The 26,779-nt window shown below is 69.4% G+C and carries 24 protein-coding genes and 1 riboswitch; of the genes, 17 read left to right on the top strand and 7 right to left on the bottom strand.

What is annotated here, in order from left to right:
* Nucleotides 1-221: 221 nt before the first annotated feature.
* Nucleotides 222-449, top strand: a complete 228-nt coding sequence (locus tag MED01_RS33260) for a heavy-metal-associated domain-containing protein (RefSeq protein ID WP_238672413.1) — start codon at nucleotides 222-224, stop codon at nucleotides 447-449.
* Nucleotides 450-537: 88 nt separating this feature from the next.
* The gene (gene ccsB / locus MED01_RS33255) at nucleotides 538-1,488 is read left to right on the top strand and encodes a c-type cytochrome biogenesis protein CcsB (protein WP_238672412.1); all 951 of its coding nucleotides are present in this window, start codon (nucleotides 538-540) and stop codon (nucleotides 1,486-1,488) included.
* 137 nt (nucleotides 1,489-1,625) lie between these two features.
* Here ccsB and MED01_RS33250 read toward each other — a convergent pair whose 3' ends face one another.
* Entirely contained in the window at nucleotides 1,626-2,120 is a 495-nt protein-coding gene (locus MED01_RS33250; RefSeq protein ID WP_238672411.1) for a hypothetical protein, read from the bottom strand.
* Nucleotides 2,121-2,191: 71 nt separating this feature from the next.
* Here MED01_RS33250 and MED01_RS33245 point away from each other — a divergent pair, with 71 nt between their 5' ends.
* From MED01_RS33245 to MED01_RS33210, 8 genes are all read left to right on the top strand, one after another.
* Nucleotides 2,192-2,635: a hypothetical protein gene (locus tag MED01_RS33245; RefSeq protein WP_238672410.1), complete on the top strand. Its 444-nt coding sequence runs from the start codon at nucleotides 2,192-2,194 to the stop codon at nucleotides 2,633-2,635.
* A gap of 131 nt (nucleotides 2,636-2,766) precedes the next feature.
* The gene (locus tag MED01_RS33240) at nucleotides 2,767-3,654 is read left to right on the top strand and encodes a zf-HC2 domain-containing protein (RefSeq protein WP_308193589.1); all 888 of its coding nucleotides are present in this window, start codon (nucleotides 2,767-2,769) and stop codon (nucleotides 3,652-3,654) included.
* 50 nt (nucleotides 3,655-3,704) lie between these two features.
* On the top strand, nucleotides 3,705-4,181 hold the full coding sequence (locus MED01_RS33235) for a PH domain-containing protein (protein WP_238672409.1): 477 nt from the start codon (nucleotides 3,705-3,707) through the stop codon (nucleotides 4,179-4,181).
* A gap of 330 nt (nucleotides 4,182-4,511) precedes the next feature.
* Nucleotides 4,512-5,111 carry a copper resistance CopC family protein gene (locus tag MED01_RS33230; protein ID WP_238672408.1) on the top strand — a complete coding sequence of 200 codons (600 nt, stop codon included), beginning with the start codon at nucleotides 4,512-4,514 and terminating at the stop codon, nucleotides 5,109-5,111.
* Nucleotides 5,108-7,120, top strand: a complete 2,013-nt coding sequence (locus MED01_RS33225; protein ID WP_238672407.1) for a bifunctional copper resistance protein CopD/cytochrome c oxidase assembly protein — start codon at nucleotides 5,108-5,110, stop codon at nucleotides 7,118-7,120. Before MED01_RS33230 ends, MED01_RS33225 begins: the two co-directional genes overlap by 4 nt.
* Nucleotides 7,121-7,264: 144 nt before the next feature.
* Nucleotides 7,265-7,807: a DUF1775 domain-containing protein gene (locus MED01_RS33220; protein WP_238672406.1), complete on the top strand. Its 543-nt coding sequence runs from the start codon at nucleotides 7,265-7,267 to the stop codon at nucleotides 7,805-7,807.
* 1,021 nt (nucleotides 7,808-8,828) lie between these two features.
* A complete protein-coding gene (locus MED01_RS33215; RefSeq protein WP_238672405.1) occupies nucleotides 8,829-9,509 on the top strand; it encodes a thioredoxin-like domain-containing protein in 681 nt (226 codons plus the stop codon).
* Nucleotides 9,506-10,189, top strand: coding sequence for a DUF305 domain-containing protein (locus MED01_RS33210; protein WP_238672404.1), 684 nt, complete (start codon nucleotides 9,506-9,508; stop codon nucleotides 10,187-10,189). Before MED01_RS33215 ends, MED01_RS33210 begins: the two co-directional genes overlap by 4 nt.
* 339 nt (nucleotides 10,190-10,528) lie before the next feature.
* Here MED01_RS33210 and MED01_RS33205 read toward each other — a convergent pair whose 3' ends face one another.
* Nucleotides 10,529-11,332: a cytochrome c biogenesis CcdA family protein gene (locus tag MED01_RS33205; RefSeq protein WP_238672403.1), complete on the bottom strand. Its 804-nt coding sequence runs from the start codon at nucleotides 11,330-11,332 to the stop codon at nucleotides 10,529-10,531.
* Between the two features lie 279 nt (nucleotides 11,333-11,611).
* Here MED01_RS33205 and MED01_RS33200 point away from each other — a divergent pair, with 279 nt between their 5' ends.
* A complete protein-coding gene (locus tag MED01_RS33200) occupies nucleotides 11,612-12,274 on the top strand; it encodes a DsbA family protein (protein ID WP_238672402.1) in 663 nt (220 codons plus the stop codon).
* Complete coding sequence (locus tag MED01_RS33195) at nucleotides 12,271-12,906, top strand: vitamin K epoxide reductase family protein (RefSeq protein WP_238672401.1); 636 nt, start codon at nucleotides 12,271-12,273, stop codon at nucleotides 12,904-12,906. The genes MED01_RS33200 and MED01_RS33195 overlap by 4 nt, the downstream gene beginning before the upstream one ends.
* Before the next feature lie 65 nt (nucleotides 12,907-12,971).
* On the opposite strand, the gene MED01_RS33190 is transcribed toward MED01_RS33195, so the two are convergent.
* Nucleotides 12,972-13,688 (bottom strand): cation efflux transmembrane domain-containing protein, encoded by a 717-nt coding sequence (locus MED01_RS33190; protein WP_238672400.1) that lies wholly within the window; start codon nucleotides 13,686-13,688, stop codon nucleotides 12,972-12,974.
* Nucleotides 13,688-14,017 carry an ArsR/SmtB family transcription factor gene (locus MED01_RS33185; RefSeq protein ID WP_238672399.1) on the bottom strand — a complete coding sequence of 110 codons (330 nt, stop codon included), beginning with the start codon at nucleotides 14,015-14,017 and terminating at the stop codon, nucleotides 13,688-13,690. Before MED01_RS33185 ends, MED01_RS33190 begins: the two co-directional genes overlap by 1 nt.
* A 171-nt stretch (nucleotides 14,018-14,188) precedes the next feature.
* Between MED01_RS33185 and MED01_RS33180 the strand changes: the two genes are divergently transcribed.
* From MED01_RS33180 to MED01_RS33155, 5 genes are all read left to right on the top strand, one after another.
* Complete coding sequence (locus tag MED01_RS33180) at nucleotides 14,189-15,109, top strand: cation diffusion facilitator family transporter (protein WP_238672398.1); 921 nt, start codon at nucleotides 14,189-14,191, stop codon at nucleotides 15,107-15,109.
* 90 nt (nucleotides 15,110-15,199) lie between these two features.
* On the top strand, nucleotides 15,200-17,110 hold the full coding sequence (locus MED01_RS33175) for an MFS transporter (RefSeq protein ID WP_238672397.1): 1,911 nt from the start codon (nucleotides 15,200-15,202) through the stop codon (nucleotides 17,108-17,110).
* A 215-nt stretch (nucleotides 17,111-17,325) separates the two neighbouring features.
* Entirely contained in the window at nucleotides 17,326-17,715 is a 390-nt protein-coding gene (locus tag MED01_RS33170; protein ID WP_238672396.1) for a hypothetical protein, read from the top strand.
* Nucleotides 17,716-18,667: 952 nt separating this feature from the next.
* Complete coding sequence (locus tag MED01_RS33165) at nucleotides 18,668-19,927, top strand: L,D-transpeptidase (protein WP_238672395.1); 1,260 nt, start codon at nucleotides 18,668-18,670, stop codon at nucleotides 19,925-19,927.
* Between the two features lie 1,443 nt (nucleotides 19,928-21,370).
* A riboswitch (cyclic di-AMP (ydaO/yuaA leader) is annotated at nucleotides 21,371-21,511 on the top strand.
* A gap of 234 nt (nucleotides 21,512-21,745) precedes the next feature.
* Nucleotides 21,746-22,549 (top strand): C39 family peptidase, encoded by an 804-nt coding sequence (locus MED01_RS33155; RefSeq protein ID WP_238672394.1) that lies wholly within the window; start codon nucleotides 21,746-21,748, stop codon nucleotides 22,547-22,549.
* A 361-nt stretch (nucleotides 22,550-22,910) separates the two neighbouring features.
* Here MED01_RS33155 and MED01_RS33150 read toward each other — a convergent pair whose 3' ends face one another.
* The 3 genes from MED01_RS33150 to MED01_RS33140 are packed head-to-tail and all read right to left on the bottom strand — an operon-like array spanning nucleotide 22,911 to nucleotide 26,403.
* Nucleotides 22,911-23,894, bottom strand: coding sequence for a pyridoxal-phosphate dependent enzyme (locus tag MED01_RS33150; protein ID WP_238672393.1), 984 nt, complete (start codon nucleotides 23,892-23,894; stop codon nucleotides 22,911-22,913).
* A complete protein-coding gene (locus tag MED01_RS33145) occupies nucleotides 23,891-25,210 on the bottom strand; it encodes an MFS transporter (RefSeq protein ID WP_372493783.1) in 1,320 nt (439 codons plus the stop codon). Before MED01_RS33145 ends, MED01_RS33150 begins: the two co-directional genes overlap by 4 nt.
* Nucleotides 25,207-26,403 (bottom strand): PLP-dependent cysteine synthase family protein, encoded by a 1,197-nt coding sequence (locus MED01_RS33140; RefSeq protein WP_308193588.1) that lies wholly within the window; start codon nucleotides 26,401-26,403, stop codon nucleotides 25,207-25,209. Before MED01_RS33140 ends, MED01_RS33145 begins: the two co-directional genes overlap by 4 nt.
* Nucleotides 26,404-26,779 lie beyond the last annotated feature (376 nt).

The following is a 26,779-nucleotide window of genomic DNA, read 5'->3' as shown; positions in this document are numbered from 1 at the left end:
CCTTGACGCTGCTGTGCGTCCTGCGAACGTGATTCAGGCCTGAGGTTTCCGACCGGCGACACCGCCAGCTGATACACCCATGCAGGGTGGTTCGACTGACAGCGGCGGTGGGCGTCGTCGATGTCCCCTCGGTGCCGTTCTGCCGGTGCCCGCGACCGGCGCGGCGTATGCGCTCGGCCGGCGGCGGCGGTACGGCTTCTCACGTCGTGCCAGAGGACCTCATGAACGAGACCGTTACCTACATGCTCACTGTCCGCGGGTTGTGTTGCGACCGCGCGGAAAGCGCGGTGCGGCGAATTCTGGAAGCGCTGCCGGGTGTCCATCGGGCCCATGTGTCCGTTGTCGCCGGCCGGGCTGTTGTCGACGCCGACCCGGCTGTCGTCACGGCATCGGTGCTGGCGACGGCCCTGGCAGCCGCCGGTTATCCCGCCCGCCTAGACGCTCTCTGACCCCTACCGCCTGCCCCTGCCTGCGGCGCACGACTGCGTGCCGCAGGCAGCGAGGCGGACATCTTCCCCGGATTCGTCTGGAAGGCTCATGGCTGCACTGTCGAACCAACTGTTCGTCCTTTCCGTTGTGGCGTACCTGGCCGCGGTGATCGCGTTCGCCGCCGCACACGCCCTGCGTGGGGCAGGCCGGTCACGCCGGCCAACCCCCGTCCTTGCCGGCGCGTCCTCCACGCCGTCACCCCCCGACGCGCCAGCCCCGACGCGCCCGGCGAACCATCGCCGGGCCGGGATGGGCGCGGTGGCGGCCATGGTCGTGGCCGCGCTCGCGCAGACCGGCTGCCTCATCACCCGCGCGGCAGCTGCGGGGCGGGTGCCATGGGGCAACATGTACGAGTTCATCGTCGCGCTCACCCTGGTCGGTGCGACCGCCTGGCTGGCCCTGGCCGCCCGCCGTCGCGAGGTTCGGCCGCTGGGCTTGTACGTGGCGGCGGGCGCGGTGGTCCTGCTGGGCGTCGCGGGCCTGCGCGTCTACACCCCGGCGGGTCCGTTGGTGCCGGCGCTGCAATCGGTGTGGCTGGCCGTGCACGTCAGCGCCGCGGCGATCGCCTCGGGCCTGTTCCTGCTCGGGTTCCTCGCCGCGGTGGCGCTGCTGCTGCGGGCCCGCTACGACACCCGGGGCGCAGGGCGACCGACGGATCTGCGCGACACCCTTGCGATGCGGCTGCCGGCCCTGCAGCCGCTGCGGCGGATGTCGTTCCGGTTGCACGCGGCCGGGTTCCTGGTGTGGACCTTCGCGGTGATGGCTGGCGCGGTGTGGGCGGAAGCCTCGTGGGGCCGCTACTGGGGGTGGGATCCGAAGGAGACGTGGGCGTTCATCTCCTGGGTGGTGTATGCCGCCTATCTGCACGCCCAGGCCACGGCCAGCGTCCGACCCACAACCGGGGCGTGGATCGCGGTGGCTGGCTGGGCGACGATGGTCTTCAATCTCTTCGCCGTGAACCTGGTCATCTCCGGACTGCACTCCTACGCGGGAGCGTGACGGATGCGACCAGGGGAAACGCAGCGCGGTGCGGGTCGACCGCCGCGCGAGAGCTGCGAGGCATTCTTGTGCACGCGCGACGCCGAATGTGCCTCTGGTGCTGGCCACGGCCGACGTTGGCGGCGGGAACGCGGGCTTTACGGGGTCGGGGTGGGGGCTTTGTCGGTCGGCGCTGCCACGGCAAGCATCCGCGCGAACAGCTGCGCCGTACGCGGGCCGGCCGTGCCGGTCGCGCTGAAGTGGCGGGTGGTGCCGTCGGCGCGCTCGACGGTCACGGTGACCCGTCCGTCGGTGGCGTCACTGCGGGCGAAGCTCACCTCGTCGGCGCGCAGGCTGTCCGTCGGGAGTCGCTCGGCGCGCCAGATGACAGCCCCTGCGGTCGCGGCGCCCACAGCCCCGGCGACGACGAGTGCCACGGCGACGCCCAGCAGCCCAAGGCCAACTGGTTCGTTGACGGCGTGGGTGACGCCGTTGGCGACCGCCGCAAGGCCCAGCCCGACCAACACCGACCCGGCAGAGAAGCGCAGCAGACGCCGCCACCGCGACGCGCTGGGGGTGATGAACACTGTCGCGGCGTCCAGGCGCAGGCTGACGGTCTCGCCCGAGTCCAGGGCAACGGGGAACACCTTCACGCCGCCACGGTATGCCATCACCGGTCGGGGCGGGTCGCCGGCCGGCCGGTTTGGGCGGCTATTGTGGCGACATGTCGGCTTGGCTCAGACCGCGGTGGCTGCTCGGGCACCTGGTCATCGGTGTGATCGCTGCGGTGTGCCTGCGTCTGGGCTGGTGGCAGTGGGAACATGCGCTACGAGGCGACGGGCGAAGTCTCGGGTACGCGTTGCAGTGGCCACTGTTCGCCGCGTTCGGTGTGTTTTTCTGGACCCGGGTGGTGCGAGAGCGCCTGAGCCGCGTCGCCCGCACGTCTGGGCCGCCCACCACGGCGCCCACGGTGCGCGTTGGGCAGTCCTGGTCGTTTCGCCGAAGCGACACCGACGCGGGTCCGCTGCCGCTGCTGATACCGACCGTCGAGGTGGCCGGCCAGGACGAGAGCGACCCGGACGCCGCCGCGTACATGCACAGACTGCGGTGGCTCAACGCCGACCCGCGCCGGCGCCTGTCGGATTATCCCGGCTTCGACGGCCGCTGACCCCGACGCCGGCGACCGGCCGGTCGTGGCGGACAGTTCGCCGACGCGACGGCGGCGACGCTGCCGGTGTGCCCGACACGAGTCGGGGCGTCGTTCGGGTTGACGCAACCGGCAGCGGGCATCGGATCGACGTGCAGGAGCCGCGGAACCGGCTCGGGCCGGGAGGCGACCACCCGTTCATGGGGTGTGAGCGGTGGCGCGAGATCCTGTCGGCGCAGTTGGACGGCGAGGAGACAGGCGCGCAGGGGGCCGCTCTGCGCAGGCACCTCGTCGCGTGCCCGAACTGCCGGCGCTGGCACGACCGCGCGGCCGAGATCACCCGGCTGGTCCGAACCCGACTGGTGGCGTCACCTGCCGAGCTGACCGATGTGATCCTGGGGTCCGCGCCTGCGGCACCACGGCGCCGCGAGGACGGCCCGGCGCGACGACGAATGGTGGCGGTGCCGCGCGCCGCGCTGGGAACGCTCGGGGCGGTGCAGGTGGTGCTCGGGCTCGCGCAGGTCGGGCGCGGCGCCGCCGTCGGGCACCTGCCCGGCGGGCAACATCTGTGGCACGAGTCCGCAGCCTGGAACATCGCTGTCGGCGCCGGGTTCGTCGTCGTCGCGGTGCGGCGGTCCGCGGCGGCGGACCTGGTGCCCCTGCTGCCGGTTTTCGTCGCCATGCTCGGCCTGCTGTCGGTCAACGACCTGCTCACCTCGGCGGCGGCGGTGCAGCGCCTGGTAAGCCACGCGTTCCTGCTCGCCGGTTACGCCATCACCCTGCTCCTGGCGTGGCGCGGGTGGCACGGCGACGGGCCGGTGGCGTCCCGGCGGCACGCGGGCCCACGGTGGCAGCTTCGCCTGCACGACAACGACGACCCCGCGCCGCCGCGGCTCGTGCCACCGCCGCCGCAACCCTCGGCGCGCGCGGTGCGGCCAGGAGCCGCCTGGACCCGCGAGCCGTTGGCAGCGCGAAGGCGTGACCACACCCGCACCACCGCTGTGAACGCAAGGACTTCGGAGGACACATGCGAGACATAGCGCCGCGCGGACACCAGCGCCGGGCAGAGGCCCAACCGGGGGAGGTGGTGGTGTTGCGTCCACGCCGGGTCCGGTGGATCAGCCTCGCGGCCGCCGCCGTGATCCTCGGGATCAACGCGTTCGCGGGAGTGACGCTCAGCGGCACGACCTCCAACGGTGGGACCCTGTTCCCGGCTGACAGGTGGGCGGTGGCCGGCATCGGGTTGTTCTTCGCCGCGCTGGCCCTGGTGCCCTGGCGGCTGCGGGTTGAGGCGGACACCGACCATGTCCGGGTGCGCAACCTGCTCGGTGACCACACCGTCGCGTGGGCTTTGGTGGACCGGGTGCGCTTCGACCGCACGGCACTGTGGGCGTCACTGGAGCTGGCTGACGGCGAACCACTGCCCCTGTTCGCGGTGCAGCTCATCGACGGCGACGCGGCGGTGGCAGCGGTGCGACGTCTGCGCGAACTCCACGCAGCCGGCCGCGCCCAGCATGCCGGCTCCGACCCGGCTGCGGCGGGCGAATTGCCACCAGCGCTCAACTGATCCGGCCCGGTGCCGCGACCCGGCCCGAGCAATGCCGGTCAGGTCGGTCGGATTACCGCTCCCGAGCGGCTCGACCGGGAGGAGAGCGGCCACGAACAAAGCCCGCTCGGACGTATTGCGATGTCAGCACATGCTGGCGTGCGGACAGGACCCAGGAAAGGGATGGGGTGATGGGCGCCGGAGCTTCTTTGTCGAACACGCCACCGTGCAGGCCGAGCCAGCCGACGCCGACGGCGTCTGCGACGGCAGGGAATGGTGACATTTCATGAGGAACTATCCGGCAGGTGGCGACGACTACCTGACGAACTGTCGGCAATCCAGGGAGTCCCGTTGAACCGCCCACAACCCTTCGGAGCTCTCGGCCGCTTCACAGCGGCGCTGTGTGCCACGATCGCAGTCCTGCTGGTGCCTGCTGCGCCGGCGTGGGCGCACAACGCGTTGCGGGAATCCAGCCCGACGCGGGACGCATCGGTCGCGTCGGCGCCCGCACGTGTGGAGCTGACCTTCGCCGAGCGCCTCGACCCGCGGTTCACCACGATCGCGGTCACCAGCGCCGACAAGCAGCCGGTGTCCACCGGGAAGCCAACAGTGTCCGGGGTTCGCGCCACCCAGCCACTGACCCCGGGCCTGGCCGCGGGCACGTACACGGTCGCGTACCGGGTGGTCTCCGTCGACGGGCACCCGGTACAAGGCTCGTACACCTTCACCGTCACCACACCGTCTGTCCCCACCCCGTCCGTCGCCGCCTCCTCCGGGTCGCAGGCCCCCACCCCGACCCCGACACCGGACTTTGCCCCGCCGTCGCCCGCCGCTGGTGCTGTCAGCGACGATGACGGCGGCCTGGGTATCGGGTCCGTTGTGGTGCTGCTGGCCGCGTTCGCGGTAGGGCTGGGGCTGCTGGTGTGGCGGCTGAGGGCAGGACGGCGATGAACCGCGCAGGTGTCCTGCGCCGGCCGGTCCTGGTATCGGTTGGGGGAGTGCTGGTCGCGGCCGGTGTCGGCGCGGCGCTGTTGCGCTGGGGTGGCGGCGCGGTCCCGCAGACCGCGCCCGGACTGCCCGACCCCGGCCCCGCCACCGCCTGGTTGCTGGCCACCGCGCGCCTCGGGATGCAGGTCGGCGCGGTCACCACGGTCGGGCTGCTGCTCGCCGTCGCGCTGCTGTCCCCCAAGGAGAACGGCGGGAGCCTGTCCGCGCTGGGCTACCGGCGGCCGCGCGCCGCGGCGATCAGCGCCGCGCTGTGGTCGATCGCCGCCGCGGTGGCGCTCTGCTACACCCTGGTTGACCTGTTCGGCCTGCCCGCCTCCCAGGTCCTCTCGGTCCGCGCCGTGCTCAACTTCGCGACCACCGTGCCGCTGGGTAAGGCACTGGCGCTCAGCGGTACGCTGTCCCTCACCGTGATGATCATCGCGGCTCGGAGTCTACGGCCACGTGGCGCGGTGGTGGCGCTGCCGCTGGCCCTCGCGGCGGTCATTCCTCCGGTGTTCACCGGCCACGCCGCCGCGGCGAGCAACCACCAGCTGGCGGTATCCGGGCTGCTCCTGCACGTCCTGCCGGTGATCGTGTGGGCTGGTGGACTGTTCGCCCTGGCCGTCACCGCCCGGGGCACTACCGCCGACCTCGCCGTCGCGGTCCGCCGCTTCTCACCCCTCGCGCTGGCCTGCCTGGTCGCCGTCGGCGCCTCCGGGCTGCTGTCCGCCTCGGTGCGCCTGACCGGGCCAACAGACCTCGTCGACACCCGTTACGGGCAGCTTCTGCTGGTCAAGACTGCCGCGCTGACCGCTATCGCGGTGGCGGGGCTGGTGCACCGCCGCCGGGCGATACCCGCACTCAACGCCGGGAGACGGCTACCGTTCCTGCGGGTCGCCCTCGTCGAGTCGCTGCTGTTCGCCGCGGCCGTCGGTACCGCCGTCGCCCTGTCGCGGACCCCCGCACCGGTCGGCGGCGGCGAGGAGGACCCGGTCACCAGCCTCCTGGGCTTTCCGATGCCACCGCCGTTGAGCATCGGCGCGCTGGCCACGGCGTGGCTACCCGAGCCGCTGATCATCGCCGCCGTCGCGGTCGCGGCCGGCCTGTATGTGGCCGGGGTGTGGCGGCTGCGCCGCCGCGGTGACACCTGGCCGGTGGCCCGGACCGTGACCTGGCTGGCCGGCTGCGCGGTGATCGTCGTGGCAACCTCCAGTGGTCTGGCCCGCTACGGACCGGTGCTGTTCTCGATCCATATGGCCCAGCATCTGCTGCTGATGATGGTCGCGCCGATCCTGCTCGTGCTCGCAGGCCCCGTCACCCTCGCGCTGCGCGCCCTGTCCCCGTCGACTGACCCGCGCTGGCCGGGCCCCCGCGAGTGGCTGCACAGCGCGCTGCACTCTCGGATCTCCCGGGCGGTGACTCACCCGGTGGCGGCGTTGGCCCTCTATGTCGTCAGCCTGTACGTGCTGTATTTCACCGGCCTGTACGAGCTGGCGGTTCGTTCGCACGCCGCGCACCTGGCCATGGTCGGACACTTCCTCGTTGTTGGCTACCTGTTCTTCTGGGTGGTCATCGGCATCGACCCCACCCCGCGCCGCGTCCCGCACCCGCTGAAACTGATCCTGGTGCTGATCAGCAGGGTGCTGCACGCGTTCCTCGGCGTCGCGCTCATGCAGTCCACCACCCTGCTGGCCGCAGACTGGTGGACGGCGCTGGCCCGGCCGTGGGGTCCCACCCCCTTGGCGGACCAGCGCACGGCCGGGGGGATCGCCTGGTCCTTCGGCGAACTACCCACGGTCCTCGTTCTCGGCGCGCTGATGCGGCAGTGGATCCGCGCCGACGAACGGGAAGCGCGCCGCCGTGACCGTGCCGCCGACCGCGCCGAGGCCAACGGGCGCCAGGACAGCGAACTGGCCGCCTACAACCGGATGCTGGCCGACCTCGCCGAACGTGACCGCCAGGTCCGCGGATAACCACATGAAACTGGGGAGACGGTCGCCGCCGTGCTCCAGGCTGGGTCGCGGCGGGAACTGGCGGACGCGCGCAAGCGACTACCAGAAAACAGCACCCCGGGACTATCGAAGATCAGCCCGAGCAACTGAAGGACGAGGACAGTCATGAGGCGTCGGTACTACGCTCTCGCAGTCACGATGCTCGCCGGCGCCGCGTCCGCGGTGGTCATCGGCACTCCGGCATCGGCGCACACCGGCGTCACGGTCAGTCCGGCCCGGGCCGGTGCGAGCAACGCCGTCGTGACGGTCAACGCCGAGGCTGAATCCGACAGCGCTGGCGTCACCTCGGTGCAGGTGTTCCTGCCCGACGGGATCACCGCCCAGGACGTCACCCTGCTGAAAGCCCCCAAGGGGTGGAAGCTGAGCAGCACGGCGGCCGACAGCTACGCCGTCGGTGGCACGGCCGTGCCCGTCGGTAAGGACGCCGAGCATCAGGTGCGGGTACGGCAATTGCCGAACGCGCCGCAGGTGTCGTTGAAGATCCTGCAAACCTACAGCGACGGCCGCGTCGACAGGTGGATCGAGGTCCCCAGCGCCGGGAATCCCGAACCCGCCAACCCCGCACCGACCGTCAAGCTCGCCGCCGCGGCGCCACCGGCCGGCGCGGCGCCCACCACGGCCCCTGCCCCCCCCGAGCGCGGCGCCTAGTAGCGCCGCCACCGACGCCCCTGCCACCGACGCCGCCGTCACCGCGTTCCCCTCGGCCGCCGACGAGCCGGCCGCGGGCAATGGTGGGCTCTGGATAGGTGCGGGGGTTTTGCTGGCAGTCCTCGCCGCCGTGGGCGGCGCGTTTTATTTGCGGCAGCGCCGCCGCCAGCTGTGACAGGTGCACCCTCGCGGACCGCTGGGACTGGCATCGACCGCAACGCCCGCAGCGACCTCGGATACGGCGGCTAGGATCTCCCACGATGACACGGTGCGAGTCAGCAACGACGCGGCGAGCCGTCCGGCTCAGCCGGCGGCTCTGCCTGCTGGTGGTTGTCCTCGTCGGACTTGTCCTCGCCCATCCCAGCACTAACATCACCGATACCTCGGGCCATGCGCCGTCTGTCACGGCCGGCGGGGCGAGTGCCGTGCACGACGGCCGTGACTGTCCCGGGGAGCGTCGTGGTCATGCCGACCAGGTGTGCCCGGCTCTGTCGTCGAGCACCGTGCCGGTGACGGTCACTGTCATGCCGTCGGTCGCGCCGGTGGCCTTCCGCCTCACCCCGACCTCCGTGCCCCGGGTCGGTACCACCCAGGCGGGCAGCCACCTGTGTCCCCGGCTGGCGCAGCTCGCCCTGTGGCGAACGTAGGCCGCTCGACACTGGCGACACGCCGGCGATCAGACGGCTGAGCCCGTCCCACCGATGCCCGGCGACGGGAAGCCGCGCGCCGTGCACGGATCTGCGCGTCTGGACCCGCGTCGTTGCGTCATGGTCGTCGCACACCCGCAACCTGGCCCAAGCCCGCGACCGGGTCCCACGACCGAAGCAGCGTCGTCTCCGGGACGGGTCGCTCGTGCCGGGCCACCCCTTAGCACCCAGCCGTATCCCGACAGCCGTTGTCGTGCGGTCCGCCGAGCCTGGCTTCCTGCCAGCGGGTCCGGCCGTCACGCCGCCAACCCGAGGACCTCCCACACCCCGGCTACCGCCCCTTCTACTCACTACGCCATTGGAGAGACATCGCGATGAAACGCTCGAAGTCCTCAGCCCGCACCCGGCCCGCCAAGGTCCTCCCGGTTCGCCCCGGCCGGCCCTGGGGGGCGATCGCCGTCGTGACGGCGGTGAGTGTCCTGGTCGTGTCCATCATCGGCTACGCCGCGGTCAGCACCTGGCTGGGCACCCGGCCGTGGGCGGACCGCCTGACTGCCCTGTCCGGCGTGACGGACTACGCGTCGAAGAAGCCGGCATGGCTGACCAGCGAACACAAGAGCGGCCCGCTGACCTACGAGGTGACTCCCTCGGTCGGCGGCAGCCACAACACCGCCTGGCAGAACTGCACCGGCGACATCTACGACGCGGCAATCGCCGCCGAGCACGCCACCCACAGCATGGAACACGGCGCGGTGTGGATCACCTACCGGCCCGACCTTCCCGCCGAGCAGGTGCAGCGCCTAGCCGAGCGGGTCCGCGGCGTCGACTACATGATGCTCAGCCCCCACGACGCGCTCGACGCGCCGATCTCGCTGCAGGCGTGGGGCTACCGCCTCACCGTCACCTCCGCCGACGACGAGCAGATCGACGAGTTCATCCGCTCCGCCCGACTCAACGCCGGACCCGAGCAGGGCGCGACCTGCTCCGGTGGGATCACCGCCACCGGCACGACGCCCCGCGAACTGCCCCAGCAGGGCCAGCAGGAGCAGCGATGACCAGTCCCGAGACGCCCTCGCCACCGCAGCCGGAGCCACCACGCAGGTGGTGGCCGCTCGCCGGCGCGGCCCTTGTCGTGTTCGCCCTGGGCCTCACGGTGGGGCTGCTCGCCCCCGCCGTAAGAACACCAGGCGATACGTCCGCCGACGCCGGGTTCGCCCGAGACATGGCAACCCACCACGCCCAGGCGGTCGAGATGGCGATGATCGTGCACGCCCGCACTGACGATCCCGAAGTCGCCACCCTCGCCATGGACATCGCCCTGACCCAGCAGGCCCAGATCGGCATTATGCGGACCTGGCTGACCCAGTGGGATCTGCCACCGACCGGCAGCCAACCGGCCATGACCTGGATGCGCGACATGACCGGCATGGACCATGGCGCCGGGGAGCCGACCCCCTCGGCGGGCACGATGCCGGGCCTGGCCAGCAAAACCGAAATCAGCCAACTGCGCGAAAGCACCGGCGCGAACCTGGACATCAGGTTCGCCGATCTGATGGCCCGCCACCACCGGGGCGGGATCGCCATGGTCGACGCGATCCTGTCCGCCGGCCCCCGTGCGGAGGTGCGCGACCTGGCGACGCGGATGCGTGCCGGCCAACAGGCCGAGATCGCCGCCCTGGAGACACTGCGCAACCGGCTACACGCGAGCGCCCCCACCGATGCGTCCACCGACTGACGTGCCGCGCGGACGCGTCGTCGCACCGGCCGCCGCTACGGCTCGACCTGGCGTCTCCGCCTCGGGAGCGCAGGCAACTAATACGTCACGTCCTGACCGCATCATCCGATGCCGCGGACGACCGCGCCGCTGCGACGCGAGCCCACGCGAACAGTGCACGCCTGTGCCGCCCGGTCGGGCTGGCGGCAGCGGTCGTTGCCGGGTCAGACCAACGACACCAGCGGCGATGAGGCCGGACCTACACCGGGGGCCGACCAACATGGCCCCCGCCGCGCTGGTCGGCGCAGGTCGACGCCGACAGCGCGGGCCCTCCGGCGGCACGTCGGAACGGGCGCCGGGTCAGATGCCGATCTGCCCTGGCCCGACCGTGCTCCGCAGCCAGATCATCAGTCCGCCCCACGCTCCGGTGAGCAGCGCCAGCCCGATGGCGACGAGCAGCGCCCCGCCGACGCGGGTGACCCACCGGTGGTGGCGGCGCACGAAACCGGTGAGGGTCAACGCGCGGCGTAGACCGAGGCCGACAAGCAGGAACGGCAGGCCCAGACCGGTGCAGTAGGCCAGCGCGAGAACGGTGGCCCGGGTCGTGGTGGACTCCACCGCGGCCAGGCCGAGCACCGCACCGAGAGTGGGGGACACACACGGCGTCCAAGACAAGCCGAACGTCGCGCCGAGCACAGGTGCGCTCGCCAGCCCGGCCGAAGGCAGCCGGGTGGCGCGGACCTGCCGTTGCAGCAACGGGAACGCCCCGAGGTACCCGGCGCCGAGCAGCACGGTGAGCGCGCCCGCGGCGATCTCGATGGTGCGGGCGTTGGTCACCAGGGCCCGGCCGGCGGCGTTGAACGCCACGGCGACGGTGACGAACACGACGGCGAACCCGGCGATGAACCCGAGCGTGCCGGCCACGACCCGACCACGCGCGCGCCGCCGGGCCGCTAGGGCAACCGCGCCGGTGCCCGGGTGCGGGGCGGGCTGCGCGGCGGCGTCCAAATCGGTGCCGGCCAGGCCGGTGACGTAGGACAGGTAACCCGGCACCAGCGGCAGGACGCACGGCGACAGGAAACTCACCAGTCCCGCCACTGCCGCGACCGCCATCGCGGCCAACAGTGGCCCGGACGCGGCGATGGACGCGAATTGTTCGCCCACGTCAGCGTGCTCCGGCGGTCGTGCTCGCCGTGATGGCCGGGTCGTCCAACATTGGCATGCCGCCCTCCCTCAGGTCCTGCTCGGTGCGACCAGACCAATCGTCTCACGCCGCTACTACCCGCCGTAGTATCGGGTCGGTCCGCGGAGTGGTGACGCGCCCAGTCTCAGGAATCTGACAGGAAGTCGGTACAGCCGTCTCTGTATCGTCCGGATCGAACTCCGCCGCTTGTGTGCGGGCGGGCTGATCACGTTGTGCACGCGGCGGACGAGGACGGGAAAATGACGAGGAACACTCGCTTGACCTTGGCGTTGATCGCGGTGGTGGTGCTCGTGCTCGGCGGTCTGCTGGCCGTCAACCGTCCCGCCCAGCCGCCTGCGGCGATCACCGACACTGGCGCGATCGAATCGACGGTGCTGGTGCGCGAGGACAGCCACCGGCTGTCCACCGCAGTGGACGGCAAGGTGACTCTGGTGGAGTTCCTCGACTTCGAGTGCGAGTCCTGCGCCGCCGCGTACCCGGCGGTCAAGCAGGTTCTGGCGACCTACCAGGACCGCATCACCTTCGTGGTCAGGTACTTCCCGATCCCCAGCCACCCGAACGCCGATCTGGCCGCCCGGACGGCTCAGGCCGCAGCTAACCAGGGCCGTTTCTCCGACATGTACATCCAGCTGTTCGAGAACCAAACCAGTTGGAGTCACAAAGAGCAGGCGCAGACGGAGGTGTTCCTCGGCTACGCCCGCACCCTCGGCCTGGACATGTCGCGCTTCCAACGTGATCTCGATGATCCCGCCACTGCCGCCCGGGTCGCCAAGGACAAGACCGACGGCGCAGCCGCCGGCGTGCAGGGCACCCCGACGTTCTTCCTCAACGGCCGGCACCTGACCGACCTGCGCGGCCAGGACGACCTTGTCGCCGCCATCGACGCTGTGCTGGCTAAATGAGCGCCGCCACCGTCGAGCACACCGAGCGGGCCTCACTCGAGCAGGGTTTCCTGTCCCGGGCCGCCGCCTGGATCTGCGCCGTCGGTGGCGTTGTCGGGTTGCTCGCCGCCGTAATCCTCATTGTCGAGAAGATCAACCTGCTCGCCGATGCCGGCTACGTGCCGAGCTGCAGCATCAACCCCGTCCTGTCCTGCGGCTCGGTCATGACCACACCCCAGGCCGAGGCGTTCGGGATCCCCAACCCCCTGATCGGCATCGCGGGGTTCGCCGTGGTCACCACGATCGGCGTCGTCCTGCTGGCCGGTGCGCGACTACCTGACTGGTTGTGGCTGGGACTACAAGCCGGTGTGACCCTCGGCGTGGTCTTCGTGCACTGGTTGATCTATCAGAGCCTCTACGTCATCGGCGCGCTGTGCCCGTACTGCATGCTCGTCTGGGCCGTCACCATTCCGATCTTCGTGTACGTCACGCTGCGCACCCTGCGCCAACACAGTGGTGCGCTTCCCGGGTCCGTGCGGCGGGCCGCCGCCGTGGCTGCCACCTACCACAGCCTCATCCTCACCGGCTGGTACGCGATCATCCTGCTCGCGATCCTCCACCGCTTTTGGGAGTACTGGATCACCCTCGCCTAGCCCGTCCGCTGCTTCAGGACCGGCGGTGCTGGCCGAAGCAACCGAACACGTCCGCAGGGTCCCTCTCAGCGGTTGTCGGTGGTGCAGCACCCGTCGTCGCACCCGCTGGCGTCGCCGTCTGCGGCGGGGGAGCGCAAGGCGGCGCCGGGGGCGCAGCAGCTGTCGCCGCGCCAGGCTTCGCGGCCTTCCTTGACTGCGACCGCGGCGATGATCAACGCGGCGGCGGGGTCGGCCCACCACCAGCCGAACAGCGAGTTGACCGCGAGCCCGACCAACAACACCGCCGAGAGGTACGTGCACAGCAGGGTCTGCTTGGAGTCCGCGACGGCCGAGGCTGATCCGAGTTCGCGTCCCGCACGGCGTTGCGCGGCCGACAGGACCGGCATCACCGCCAGGGACACCGCGGCCAGGACCAGACCGATCGTGGAGTGCTCCGCGCGGTCCGCGCCGACGAGCGCGCGCACCGACTCGACGGACACGTACGCGGCGAGGGCGAAGAACGACAGCGCGATGACACGCAGCGCGGCGCGCTCGCGGCGTTCGTGGTCAGGGCCGGAGAACTGCCAGGCGACCGCCGCGGCCGAGGCCACCTCGATGACCGAGTCGAGCCCGAACCCGATCAGCGCGGTCGAGGAGGCCATCCTCCCGGCGCTGATGGCGATGACCGCCTCGATGACGTTGTAGGTGATCGTCGCGGCGACGAACAGGCGCACCCGCCGGATCAGGATCGAGCGTCGCGCCGGTGCCGGGCCAACTGACATCAGCGGAAGTGGCGCGTTCATCAGCAGCACCCCTCGGAATCGGCGACCGGGCAGGCGGCCGGGTCGACGGCCAGGACCAGGCCGAGGAGGTCTCCGAGGGCGTGCGCGAGTCGGGCGTCAGCCAGTTCGTAGCGGCTACGGCGGCCCTCGGGCACGGCGACGACGAGGCCGCAGCCGCGCAGGCACGCCAGGTGGTTGGACAGGTTCTGCCGGCTCGTGCCCAGCAGGTCGGCGAGGTCTGATGGATAGCCGGGCCCCTCGCGCAGCGCGAGCAGGAGTCGGGCGCGGACCGGGTCGGACAGGGCGTGACCGAAGCGAGCCAGGACCTGCCCGTGCGTGAGCGTCTCCACCTACCCGACAATACATCACTGGGTGAATAAACAGAATACTGAACTATTTCTTCGCGAGCCTTGACGTGGCCCGATCAACTCATCTTAGTATGCGCATGTGCGCATGATTTCTAGTGTGGTCGACGAGTGCGGCACTGGCCGCACCGCGAACACGGTGAAGGAGAGCGACTGATGGGGCACGACCACGGCCACAGCCATCAGGTGACGGCCACCGGGCAGCACCGCCGAGCCTTGGCCGGCGTGCTCATGGTGTCGGTGGTGATCTTCGCGGTCGAAGTCGTCGGCGCGTTCATCACCGGCAGCCTCGCGCTGCTCGCCGACGCCGGGCATGTCCTCGCTGACGCCGGCGGTGTCGCCCTCGCCCTCGGTGCGGCCATGCTCGCCGCCCGACCAGCGACCGGGCGGCGCACCTTCGGCTGGGCGCGGGCGGAGATCCTCGCCGCCGCCGTCAACGGCCTGATCCTGGCCGGGATGGGCGTCTACGTCTTCGTCGAAGGCGTCCGGCGGCTCCTCGAACCAGCCGACGTGCAACCCGGCGGCATGGCCGTCTTCGGTGCGATCGGCCTGGTCGGCAACCTCGTCGCAGTGGCGCTGCTCTACCGCGCCCGCGACGCCAGCCTCAACATGCGCGGCGCGTTCCTCGAGGTCGCCACCGACACCGCCACCTCCGTCGGCGTCCTCGCCGCCGCAGCCGTCATCGCGCTGACCGGCTTCACCCGCGCAGACGCGATGGTGTCCCTACTCATCGGCCTCGTCATCGCCCCACGCGCGCTGCGGCTGCTGCGCGAAGCGGTCAACATCCTGCTCGAAGCCGCCCCAGCAGAGGCCGACCTCGAACAGATCCGCCAACACATCACCGACGCCGACCACGTCCTCGGCGTGCACGACCTACACGTCCACACCGTCACCTCCGGACTGCCCGTCCTCACCGCGCACGTCGTCGTCGATGACTCCTGCTTCCACGACGGCCACGCACCACAACTACTCGACGCCCTGCAAACCTGCCTGGCCGGGCACTTCGACGTCGAACACAGCACCTTCCAACTCGAACCGGCCAGCCACGCCGACCACGAACACCCCACCCACCCCTAGCCGAACCCCACCACCGCAGCGCCGACCGCCCCGACAACGGCCGGCAGAACCCGCACGCCCCCAACACCCCTTGAACGAAGGCTGCCACTCATGACCGCGACAAACGCGCGCCGACACCGCTGGGCCCTGGCCGGACTGACCGTCGCCGTCGTTGCCATCGGCTTCGACATCACCATCCTCAACGTTGCCCTGCCCACCATCGCCACCGACCTCAACGCCGACACCAGCGCACTGCAATGGATGGTCAACGCCTACGTCCTGCTCTTCGCCGGCCTACTGCTGCCCTTCGGCGCCCTCGCCGACCGCTACGGCCGCCGCCGCGGCCTGCTACTCGGCTTGGCCGTCTTCGCCGCCGCGTCCATCGCCGCAGCCTGGGCCGACACCGCCCCCCAGGTCATCGCCGCCCGCGCCGGGCTCGGTATCGGCGCCGCGCTCATCATGCCAACCACCCTCGCCTCCCTCACGGCCCTGTTCACCGGCGCCGAGCGCAGCCGCGCCGTTTCCGTGCTCGTCTCCGGCATGGGCATCGGCATCCCGCTGGGTCCCATCATCGGCGGCTACCTCCTCGAGCACTTCTGGTGGGGCACCATCTTCCTGGTCAACCTGCCCATCGTCGCCCTCGCCGCCATCAGCGTCGCCGTGTTCCTGCCCGAGTCCCGCGACCCCAACCCACCACGCCCAGACCCGACCGGCGCCGTCCTGTCCACCGCCGGTCTGGTCGCGTTCGTCTACGCCGTCATCGAAGCCCCTGAACAAGGCTGGACCGCGCCCACCGTCATCGCAGCGCTGCTCGCCGCCGCGATACTGCTCACCGGATTCACCTGGTGGGAACTGCACAACCGGGAGCCCATGATCGACCTACGGCTGTTCCGGAATCGACAATTCCGGTGGGGCTCCATCAACGCCACCCTCGCCAGCTTCGCCCTGTTCGGACTGCTGTTCATTGCACCCCAGCACCTCCAGTTCGTCCTCGGCTTCGACGCCCTCGACACCGGGCTGCGGCTGCTGCCACTCATCGTCGGTCTCGTCGCTGGCGCCGGCATCGCCACCCGCCTCACCGCCCGCATAGGTCACCGTGCGCCGATCGTCGTCGGGCTCGTCGTCACCGTCGCCGGACTGCTTACCGGCGCCCTGACAAACGCCGCCAGCAGCTACGGGTTCATCGCCACCTGGTACGCCGTCGTGGGACTCGGCATCGGCGCCACCCTCGCCCCGGCCATGGACGCGGTGCTCGCGGTCATGCCACCCGAACGCTCCGGAGCCGGCATCGCCATCACCATGACCATGCGCCAAACCGGCGGAGCCCTCGGCGTTGCCCTGCTCGGGAGCCTGCTCTCCGCCACCTACCGCGACCGCATCGACACCACCGGCCTACCGACGCCAGCCGTCGACGCCGCGACCCACTCGATTGCCGGGACGCTGGCCGTCGCAGACCGCTTGGGCCTACCGGCGCTCGCCGACGCCGCTGACCACGCCTATGTCGACGCCATGGTCTACGTCCTCATCGCCTGTGCCACCGTCGCCGCGCTCGGCGCTGCCGCGGCCACACTGTTCATGCCCGCCCCGAGTAAACGAGCGCCCGACCTGGGGGACCACCCTTTACGGAATCGGGGTGGGAGTCTTGTCGGTCGGGGCCGTCACGGCGAGCATCCGCGCGAACAGCTGCGCGGTAAGGGGGCCGGCCGTGCCGGTAGCGCTGAAGTGGCGGGTGGTGCCGTCGGCGCATTCGATGGTCACGGTGACTCGACCGTTGATGGCGTCACTGCGGGCGAAGGTCACCTCGTCGGCGCTGAGGCTGTCGTCGGGTCGACGATCGGCTCGCCAGATGAATGCCCCTGCGGCCGTGGCGCCGACGACTCCTCCAATGAAGAGTGCCACGGCGGCGCCCATCAGCCAGAGGCCAACTTGTTCATTGACGGCGTGGGTGACGCCGTTGGCGACCGCCGCGAGGCTCAGACCGACCAACACCGATCCGGCGGACCAGCGCAGCAGGCGCCGTGACCGCGACGCGGTCGAGATGATGAACACTGTCGTGTCGTCCAGGCGCAGGCTGGCGGTCTCGCCCGAGTCGAGAGCAACGGGGAACACCTTCATCTCGTCACGGTATGTCATGACCGTTCAGGGTGAGTCGCCGTCCGGTGGGTTTCGGCAGCTATTCTGACGATATGTCAGCTTGGCTCAGACCGCGGTGGCTGCTCGGACACTTGGTCATCGGTGTGATCGCTGCTGTGTGCCTGCGGTTGGGCTGGTGGCAGTGGGAACACGCGCTGCGGGGCGACGGCCGCAGTCTCGGGTACGCGTTGCAGTGGCCGCTGTTCGCTGCCTTCGGTGTGTTCTTCTGGACCCGGGTGGTGCACGAGCGCCTGAGCCGCTCTGCCTGCACGTCTGCCCCAAACACAGCGCCGCGCAAGACGCCGGTCGGACATTCCTGGTCGTTTCATCGGGGCGACACGGTCGCTGGCCCCGTGCTGCGGCCGGTGCTCATCGGGCACGCGCAGGACGACGAGGACGACCCGGACGTCGCCGCGTACATGCACAGACTTCGGTGGCTCAACGCCGACCCGCGCCGGCGTCTGTCGGACTATCCCGGCTTCGACGCCCTCTGATCCCGGCCCGCGACGTCGTCGTACGGCTGGACTTGGCGGGCAGAGCGTCGGCGCCGGGGTGGTGACGCCGCGGGACACACCGCGCCGATGCCCACGCCTATCGGCAGTGGGTTGCGCTCAGGTTGCCTGCTACGTCTTAGAGCACCGTTCGGATTCGACCCTCCGCACGCGTTCGTCGGATCAGTCCGGGTGAGCGCGGTAGTCGGATGAGAGCGCGACGCGACTACCCGAATATGCGGTGTAAGCGGTGGCGCGAGATGTCGGCGCGGGTGTAGCGGGTCGCCGCGCCGGGCCCCACGGTTTTACGGTCGAGCGTTGGTACGTCGACAGGAATGAGGTCGAGACGGGGCTCGCAGGTGAGCCGACTTCGCTACCTGCTGTCATCGTCACCGACCGACGGGATGCCCGACCATGGCCCCCACTCCTGCTGGCTGACTAGAATGCGACGCCGCGTCTGACCCCGGCCGGCCGGGCTATCGGCTGACGGGAACGGCGCTGGAGTCCTGCCGAAGCTCTGTTCGCCGGGTCGGCAACTCCGGCGCGGCCTGAAGCTGGTACGTCGGATGGCAAGCCTTTGGCAGCCGGTCCGTGTGGCGGCGTCAGCCGCGCGGCGCCTACATGATCACGACGACGCCGATCAGGCAGTGCAACGCGCCGGTGATTAACCATGTGGCGGGCACCGGGCAAGTGGAGCAGTGCTCGATGAGGGCGAATAGCTGCGCTCGAACGGCACACCGGACAGCCGGGTCGCCAGGGGGAAGGTCCTGCCAGGTCCATCCACTCCTACCAAAACGGGCACGTATGAGAATGGATGTTTCATTCACGCCAGTAGGCGAAGCGCGGAGAAAAGTTGCTGTAAGGCGCCGGCGTGAATCTTTGAAAAGTCCGCCTACTATCGCTGCTTCGTAGAGAGAATGTGACGAAGGGAGTCGCATATCCGGGGGGACGCATCATGGAGTTGAAGCGGCGATTGACGTTGTGTGCGGTAACTATTGCGGCCGCACCGTTGGTCCTCGGCGGGTGCACCGCGGACCGCAAGCCGGGCGCGGGGGCGGTTAAGGGCCAGGCGGCGCCGCTGGAGCTGGCCCTTACGCCCGCTGACCGGACGCGGGATGTGCCAGTTAGCGCGGAGGTGGGCGCCGTCGTCAAAGGTGGGCGCGTGACTGCGGTGCGAATCACCGACGACAAGGGCAAGGAGGTCAAGGCGGAGCGGCGGGAGGACACCTCGGGGTGGGTGCCAAGCACCACGTTGCAGCCGGAACGGACCTACACCGTTGAGGTGACCGCCACCGGCGATTCCGGCGCCACCACCACCCGCAAGACCGCCTTTACCACCATGCCGAAATCGTCGAAACCGACGATCACTAGTACGTTGTATTTCACCGAAAATCGGACGTACGGCACCGCCATGCCGGTAACGGTCGCGTTCGACCCGCCCATTCCGAAAGACGCCAGGGTCGATGTGCAGCGGCGCCTGTTCGTGAAGACGGACCCGCCGCAGCCGGGCGCCTGGTCGTGGGTACCCGACGGCACCCAGGTCTATTACCGGGCGCCCGATTTCTGGCGGCCCGGCACCACCATCAGCGTCCGGGCTGGCCTCGAGGGCCTGCCGATCGGCAAGGACCGGGTCGGTGATGCCGACCGGAGCGCCACGTCCAAGATCGGTCGGCAGGTGTCCCTAGAGGTCGACAACGCCACCAAACAGATGTCGGTACACCAGGACGGAAAACTGATTCGCAAGATCCCGGTGAGCCTCGGCAAGCCGAGCACACCAACCTCCAGCGGCAAGATGGTGATCATGGAGAAGCACCAGAATACGACGTTCGACACCCGGGGATCCGCCGACCCCTACGTAATCGACGTCGAGGACGCGCAGCGGCTCACCTGGGGCGGTGAGTTCATCCACGGGGCACCGTGGTCGGTGGGGGACCAAGGGAACACTAACGTCTCGCACGGCTGCACCAATATCTCGGCCGAAGCCGCCGATTGGCTGATGGGCGTCACGCAGGTCGGTGACCTGGTCACCTTCAAGGGGACCGAAGTGCAACTGCAGCCGGGCAATGGCTGGACGGCTTGGAACGTCAGCTGGGAGGAGTTCGTCAAGGGCAGCGCCCTGCCCGTACCGGCCGGGCTCCGGCCGGGCCCGGCCCAGGTGCCGCATCCGGGAGCGGCGGCCGGCGGATCGCCGGCGCCAGCGGTCACCGGCGGCTGACCACAGGAGCATTGGACCCGCCCGCCGCCCCAGCGGGCCGGTCCAATGGATGCATCAGTCGCTAGATGTACTGCCCACGCCCGTTCGTAGAGATCTTGTGACGACACGATCTGATGTCGTAGGCGAGTGAAGGCCTCCAGTTCTGGAGTGGATCTGTCTACGAACCGCTCTCGCAACAGGAGACCTTTCTGTCCCGGCTAACGCTGCCTCGACCCCTCGCGCACGTCTGCGGCTGGCGCGACTGATCGTGGATGAGGGGCGGTCGGACACCCGAGCAGCCGGACCTGTGACGTGTCCTGGCCAAACGGCGAGCCGCTGGTCGCGGTGATACCGGCCGCAGAGCGCCGAGGGCATGTAGGACGTTCGTCGCGGCCGCATCGTGACCCGGCCCCCGCGTCCGCGGGTACGCAAGATCGTGCACCCGCGGGTGGAAGCAACGCCTGGGACCGGTGCAGTTCGGCGGGCGCCTGGGCATGGCGGCCTCGACCGTGCACGCGGTGCTGACCCGTTGCCCACAGCATCGGCTGTCACACATCGACCAAGTCACCGGAGAACCGATCCGCCGCTACCAACACCCGCATCATGCAACGGCGTCTACGAACCTCAGACGGGCACTGCGTTCGGGCGCAGCGTTGTCGATGATCACTCCCGGGTCGCCTACACAGAGATCCGCCACAACGAGAAAGCCTGGGATCACCCCGAAGAAAACCAGCCCATACCGGCCACAAGCCAACGGCAAGGTCGAACGGTTTCACCGGAACCCTGACCGACGGCTGTGCTACGCCCGGTTCTGCAGCATGCGAACAAGCCCGCAGGAAGGCCTACGGGCTCTCTGCATCACTACAAGCTGCACCGGCCCCCCCGCAACCGACGGTCGGCCCATCAGCAGGTTGACCAACCTCCCTGGACGGCACACCTGGGCTGGGGGTGGCTTATCGCTGGAGGAGTTGCCTGCCGGCAGACGTGTGCCGCAGGCGCTACTGCTACCGGCGCGAGCCCGACGTGCACCGCGCGGGTCGAAGTTCGGATCGGCCGATCCGAACGGGCGTAGGCCGGCACTGGCCACCGCAGCAGCGAACGGCCCCCCACACCCGGAACCCTCGGCGGGCACCGCCGCTGGGCGAGCCCACCTGCCGATAAGCAGAGTTGACCAAATTGTGATCTGAGTTCCCATGGTTCGAGCTGCTGAAAAGTCGAAACGGTCATATCGGCCCAGCCGGTGCGATTGACCCAACGAGATTAGGGTTTCGCCTCAATGATTGTCCGGTTGTTGACCGCCGGGCCCGGTAGTTCTACTTGTCCCATGGAATGACGTCAGTGATGGACCGTTCCGGTCAGAGTAGTGAGGCTCAAAGTTTGTGCAGGTGGTGGCACTTGGCCGGAGGAATGGGATTCAGTAACGTCGGCGCGTCCGATGCGGTTTCCGGTCGCAACAGGCGACGCCGCTCGGACCCGCCGAATCGTTACCGACGAACCGGGGACCCACTGCATCATCGGGGTGAATCCGCGAGCCACGGCCTGCGGTAGGGCGATCTTCCCGCCCGAATCCGTCAGCTAACCCGGTAGGCGGCGTTGGAAGGAGTTCCATGCTCATGCAGCGCCTCCCCCGATTGATTCACCTTCACGGCGCCGCGGTGCCGTCGCTTCCCACCGACTGGCTGGCGAGCTGACCTCGGTACCCGCCACCGCGCCCGGCCGACCGGGCGCCCCCCTTTCCGAGCGGTCCAGTGCCGGCCACGTCGCCGTACACGTCGTCGCGCGTGAGCTCCTCCGCGCGTTCCGGCCGGCTTTTGCCGCTCTCGCTCTGTGGAGGATTACGTGAAGCACCACCTCAAGCGTCAGCTGCGCCGTCTGGCCACCGAACGCTCGTCCCAGATCGTCGCCGGCTCGGCTGCGGCCCTCGTGCTGGCCTCCGGCGTCGGCGCCCTGCTCACCACCACCGATGACGCGCCTGTCCGCCAGGGGGCAGCGGCCGCTGTCGCTGAGCTGGCTCCGCGCACCGACGGCGCTGCCACCCGCAGCCAAGTCCGCGTCGCGGCGTCCCCATCGACGTCGCCCAGGGCCACCTCGGCCAAGCCGGACCCGGATCTGACCCGTACAGCGAAGCCGAAGCCGCCATCGACCAAGGTCCTCGACTACAACTATCAGGCGCAGACCAGCTACTGGAACTGCGGTCCCGCCGCGGTGCGCAACGCGCTTAGCGCCAACGGCATCGAGCGGACCCAGGACGAGCTGGTAGCCCCGCTGCGGGCGACCGAGAACGGCACCAATTCGGCCGAGGACACCACCCGCGGGCTGAACCAGATGGTCAAGGGCAATCCTTACCGGACCCGCATGATCCCTGGTGCTCCCACCTCGGCTCAGATCGATCAGCTTCAGAGCGACATCGTGAACGCGGTGACGGACGGCCGTGCCGTCGTCGCCAACACCGTCGGTACAGGTACCGACACCGATGGCGGCTGGCACTCGTTTCCCGGCGGCCACTACATTGCCGTCATTGGTTACAAGGACAACGGCCGGACCGTGCGGATCGCCGACTCGGCTAATCCCACGACCGCGGCCTACTGGATGACGACTGTCGATCTGGCGAACTGGGCGGCGACCCGAGGCTACTCCGCCTGATCCAATCCGAGGCTCGGGCACCGGCTCCATAAGGGAGCCGGTGCCCGAGCGTGATGTGCCCACCCGATGGGAGACGTCGTTAGCGGGATGGGGCTGACGCGGCACCGCCTGCCTGCTGGCACCTCTCCCGGAAATCTCCCTCGAGTGGCCGCCATCCCTGCCAGCGGTGTCAGGTTGGCGCCGCAGTCGGTTCGCCGGGATGGCGGCCGTCACCAGTGACGCCCGACCCTCCGCACAGATCAAGTTCAGAATGGACCTGTCCGAGCCGAGCACCGCAATGCCACCTATCAGCGGCCGCCTGCTCCTCCACTCGACGCGGGTAGCGCCCCGAGAGGGCGCCGCCCACATCCGGGCGGGCCCTTCACCCAGGTGAAGCGGACCCCGCCAACAACTCGCCGAACAAACTCGCGCTGATGTTGCCGCCCGAGGCGACCACAGCCACCCGCCGGCGAGAGACCCGCACGCGTCCGGCGAGCAACGCCGCCACACCGAGAGCGCCGCTTGGTTCGACGACGAGCTTCATCCGGTCGAACAAGAACGCCATCGCCCTGCGGATCTCCTCGTCAGTAACCACGATCACGTCGTCTACCAGCCGCTGAATAATGGGAAAGGTCAGTTCACCCGTGCGCTCCCCGGTCACGCCGTCGGCGATCGTGCGGGGCACGGGGATACGAACCGGCTGGCCGGCACGCAATGACTGCCGATTCTTGTCGCCCGTTTCGGTTTCCACGCCAACGATCCGGGTGGCGGGCGCGATGGAACGGAGCACGGTAGCGCAGCCCGCCAGCTGTCCGCCGCCGCCGAGTGGGACGACCAGGGCATCGAGGTCGTCAATGTCGTCCCACAGTTCCACGGCCGTCGTGCCCGCCCCAGCGATCACGTCTGGATGGTCGTAGGGCGGGATGACGGTCAAGCCGCGTTCGGCGGCTACCTGAGCGGTGATTTCGAATCGGTTCTCGGTGTACCGGTCGAAGGTGACAATCTCCGCGCCGTACGCGGCGGTGGCGGTCACCTTCGACCTCGGCGCGTCCCTCGGCATGACCACTACGGCGCAGGACCCGAGCACGCGTGAGGCCAGGGCCACCGCCTGGGCGTGGTTGCCCGAGGAGAAGGCGATAACGCCACGACGGCGTGCGTCCCCGTCGAGCCGCGCGACGGCGTTGTAGGCGCCCCGAAATTTGAACGCTCCTACTCGTTGCAAATTCTCGCACTTGATGAACACGTTGGCACCGACCAGACGGTCGAGACTGCGTGAGGTGAGAACGGGGGTTCGATGGGCCACGCCGGCGAGCCGTTTCGCGGCTGCGTGCACGTCATCGACGGTGACAGAGAGATGATGTGTCATCGGGATACGGCTCCTTCTGGGACGGCTGCGCTGGTCGGGTTGACTGCCGCTTGGGACCCGGGCTCTAGCCGCCGCGAACGGGCCATGCCGGCAACCGCCGTGGCGCAGGCCGCGCCCGTCGCTATCAACACCAACCAGGGCAGCGCAGGTATCTCCCACCGCTGTGCAAGCCCCCAGGCGGCGCCGGTGGCAAGGTTCCCGACGGTGATGCCGATACCAGCGAAGGTGTTGTATAACCCGTAGTGCGTGGCGACGAGCCGGTCGCGTGCCAGCGCCACGATGGTGTCCATCTCGAAGGGATATGCCACCACCGTCCCAAGGGTCAGTAGCAGGGTGGCGATCAGGGTGGGAACGATCGCGACTGCCGCCATAGCCAGTGAACCGTCCTGAGCGCGAACCCCGGCGGTCGCTGCCAGTGGCAGGAATGCCGCCGTCATCAGGGCCAGGCCGACGGCAATCGCCTTGCCGGAGTTCCAGCGTCGCCGCGCCCATGCGGTCAGCCGAAGCTGACCGATCACCGCTACGACTGCGGAAAGCGCGAACAGAGCGCTGCTGCCCACATCGCCGCCCCTTCCCAGCACCCGGGTCGCCTGTAGCGGAAGGGCTAGATAGATCTGAGACGACAGCACATAGGAGCCGATCATCGCCATGGAGAACAGCAGGAACGATCGGTTGCTGACCACCTGCCGCCAGTCGGTCCGCACCCCGCCCAGGCCGGCACGGCGCCCGGGCTGTGGCGGTGCGGACCGCGCCGGTAGCGCGCGCATCTGCACCACGGTCAGCAGCAGGAAGATCATCGCCGCGGACAAGCAGACGACCCGGAAGTTCAGGCTGATCAGCGCGAGTCCGACGACCGGGCCGATCAGGATGCCTGCCTGGTAGAAGACGTTGAACATCGCAAACGCTTCGACCCGGCGCTGACCGGCCTCCGCCGCGACGTACGCCCGCACGGCGGGGTTGAACAACGCCCCGGCGAGCCCGGTGGCCACCGCCGCTGCCAACAACATGGGCAGATCGGACACGACGCCGAGCAGCGCGAAACCGATGGTCCGCAACCCGCACCCGGCTACAATCATGGTTTTGTACCCGAGCCGGTCGGCCAGGATGCCACCCACGAGGAACATGCCCTGCTGGCTGAGGGTACGCACGCCCAGCACCAGGCCCACGGTCCAGGCGGCCATGCCCAGACCAGAGGACAGATGATTGGCCAGGTACGGCATCAGCATGTAGAAGCCGAGATTGATACCGAGCTGGTTCACCATCAGTAGTCGAAGGCATCGGTCGAAGGACCCGATCTGGCGCCACACGCCCCTCACCGCGGGCTGTCCGGGTGGGAGGCGTTTTCGACACCGCGACCTGTGTGGTGGGGGCCGCTACCGGAGGGGGCTTCGACGTCGGCGCGGGGACGCGGCGCGGGGTCGATGACGGTGGTGCAGCTGGTCCAGCGGGTCACCTCGCGTTCCTGAGGGTGGTCGAGGCGGTCGGGCTGTGGCGCGGGCGGCCGGTCTAGCAGGTGATGTTGGCGGCAGTAGCCGTCGTTGAAGATGGTGTCGACATAGCGGGCGCCGCCGTCCGGGAAGATGGCTACCACTCGAGTGTCTGGTGGGTAAGTGCGGGCGGCCCAGGATGCCACGACCGCAACGGCGCCGACGCTCCACCCGCCCGTGAGATAGCGGGTGGCAGCCAGACGCCTACATGCCCATACCGCCTCAGGCGGGGCCACCCAATGCACCTGTGAGAAGGCCTGGTAGTCGACGTTGCGGGGGTAGATGCTGCTGCCCAGCCCGCGCATCAGCCGAGGCCGATCCGGTTGTCCGAAGATCGTCGAGCCGATGGTGTCGACCCCGAGGAGCTGCAAGCCAGGGTTCGCCTCCCGCAGCACCCGGGAGACGCCAGCGCTGTGCCCTCCGGTGCCGACGCTGCAGACCAGCACATCAACGCGGTCGAGTTGGATGGTGAGTTCGTGTGCCAAGCCCTCGTAGGCACTGACGTTGTCGGGGTTGTGGTATTGGTCCGGGCACCACGCGCCTGGTTGCTCCTCCAGCAACTGCGCAACCCGGTTCCTGCGCGCCTGTTGCCACCCGCCTTTCGGGTCCGGCCGGTCGACGATGTCGACCGTGGCGCCGTAGGCGGTCAGGAGGCGCCGCATGTGCGCCTCCATCCCCACGTCGGTTACTAGGGTGACCGGGTGGCCGTAGAGCATTCCGGCTAGAGCCAGTCCGAGGCCGAGGGTGCCGGAGGTCGACTCGATGACGGCGCCCCCCGGAGCCAGGTCTCCCTTCTTGCGCGCCTGATCGAGTAAGTAGAGCCCGGGCCTGTCCTTGATCCCGCCCGGGTTGCGGCTTTCCAGCTTGGCCCAGAAGCCGGCCTCGGTCTCCCCGGTCAGTTCTGGTATCCACAGGACAGGTGTGTTTCCCACCAGGTGCTGAGGGGTTTTCGCGGTCGATGCCGCACCGGTTGCAGGGTGATCTGCCACGCCGTGACCGGCGTGGTGCAGGTAGTTCGTCACAGCAAGCCTTTCATCGTCTTCGTTCTAGGGACATCGCGGAGATTCGCGTGAGTGCGTCAAGCACCTCGCTCTTTCTGCGGCCTATATGCGAAGGACAGGCGAACCGGCTGCTGCTGAGACTGGGTGACCAATGGAGCGGCCGGAACCGTGTAAAGGCCAGCTGCTCTGCGAGTAGTCAACGTTCCCGTCCGCCGACTGGCGAGCCAACCGCCCAGCTTGAGGGATTGCCATCTCCAAGATGGACCGGGTGGAGATTGCGGCAGCGCTGCTGGTGAAGCGTGGGCAGTCAAGATGACGCTGACCGGTGGAGGAGGATAGGTCGCTATCTCCTGTGCCTGACGAATGGGCATCCTTGGCTGAGGGCGAGTGGTGCGCG

The sequence above is a fragment of the Micromonospora alfalfae genome (assembly GCF_022230925.1).
GTDB classification, from domain to species: Bacteria; Actinomycetota; Actinomycetes; order Mycobacteriales; family Micromonosporaceae; genus Micromonospora; species Micromonospora alfalfae.
This window is presented reverse-complemented; position numbering and strand designations above follow the sequence as displayed.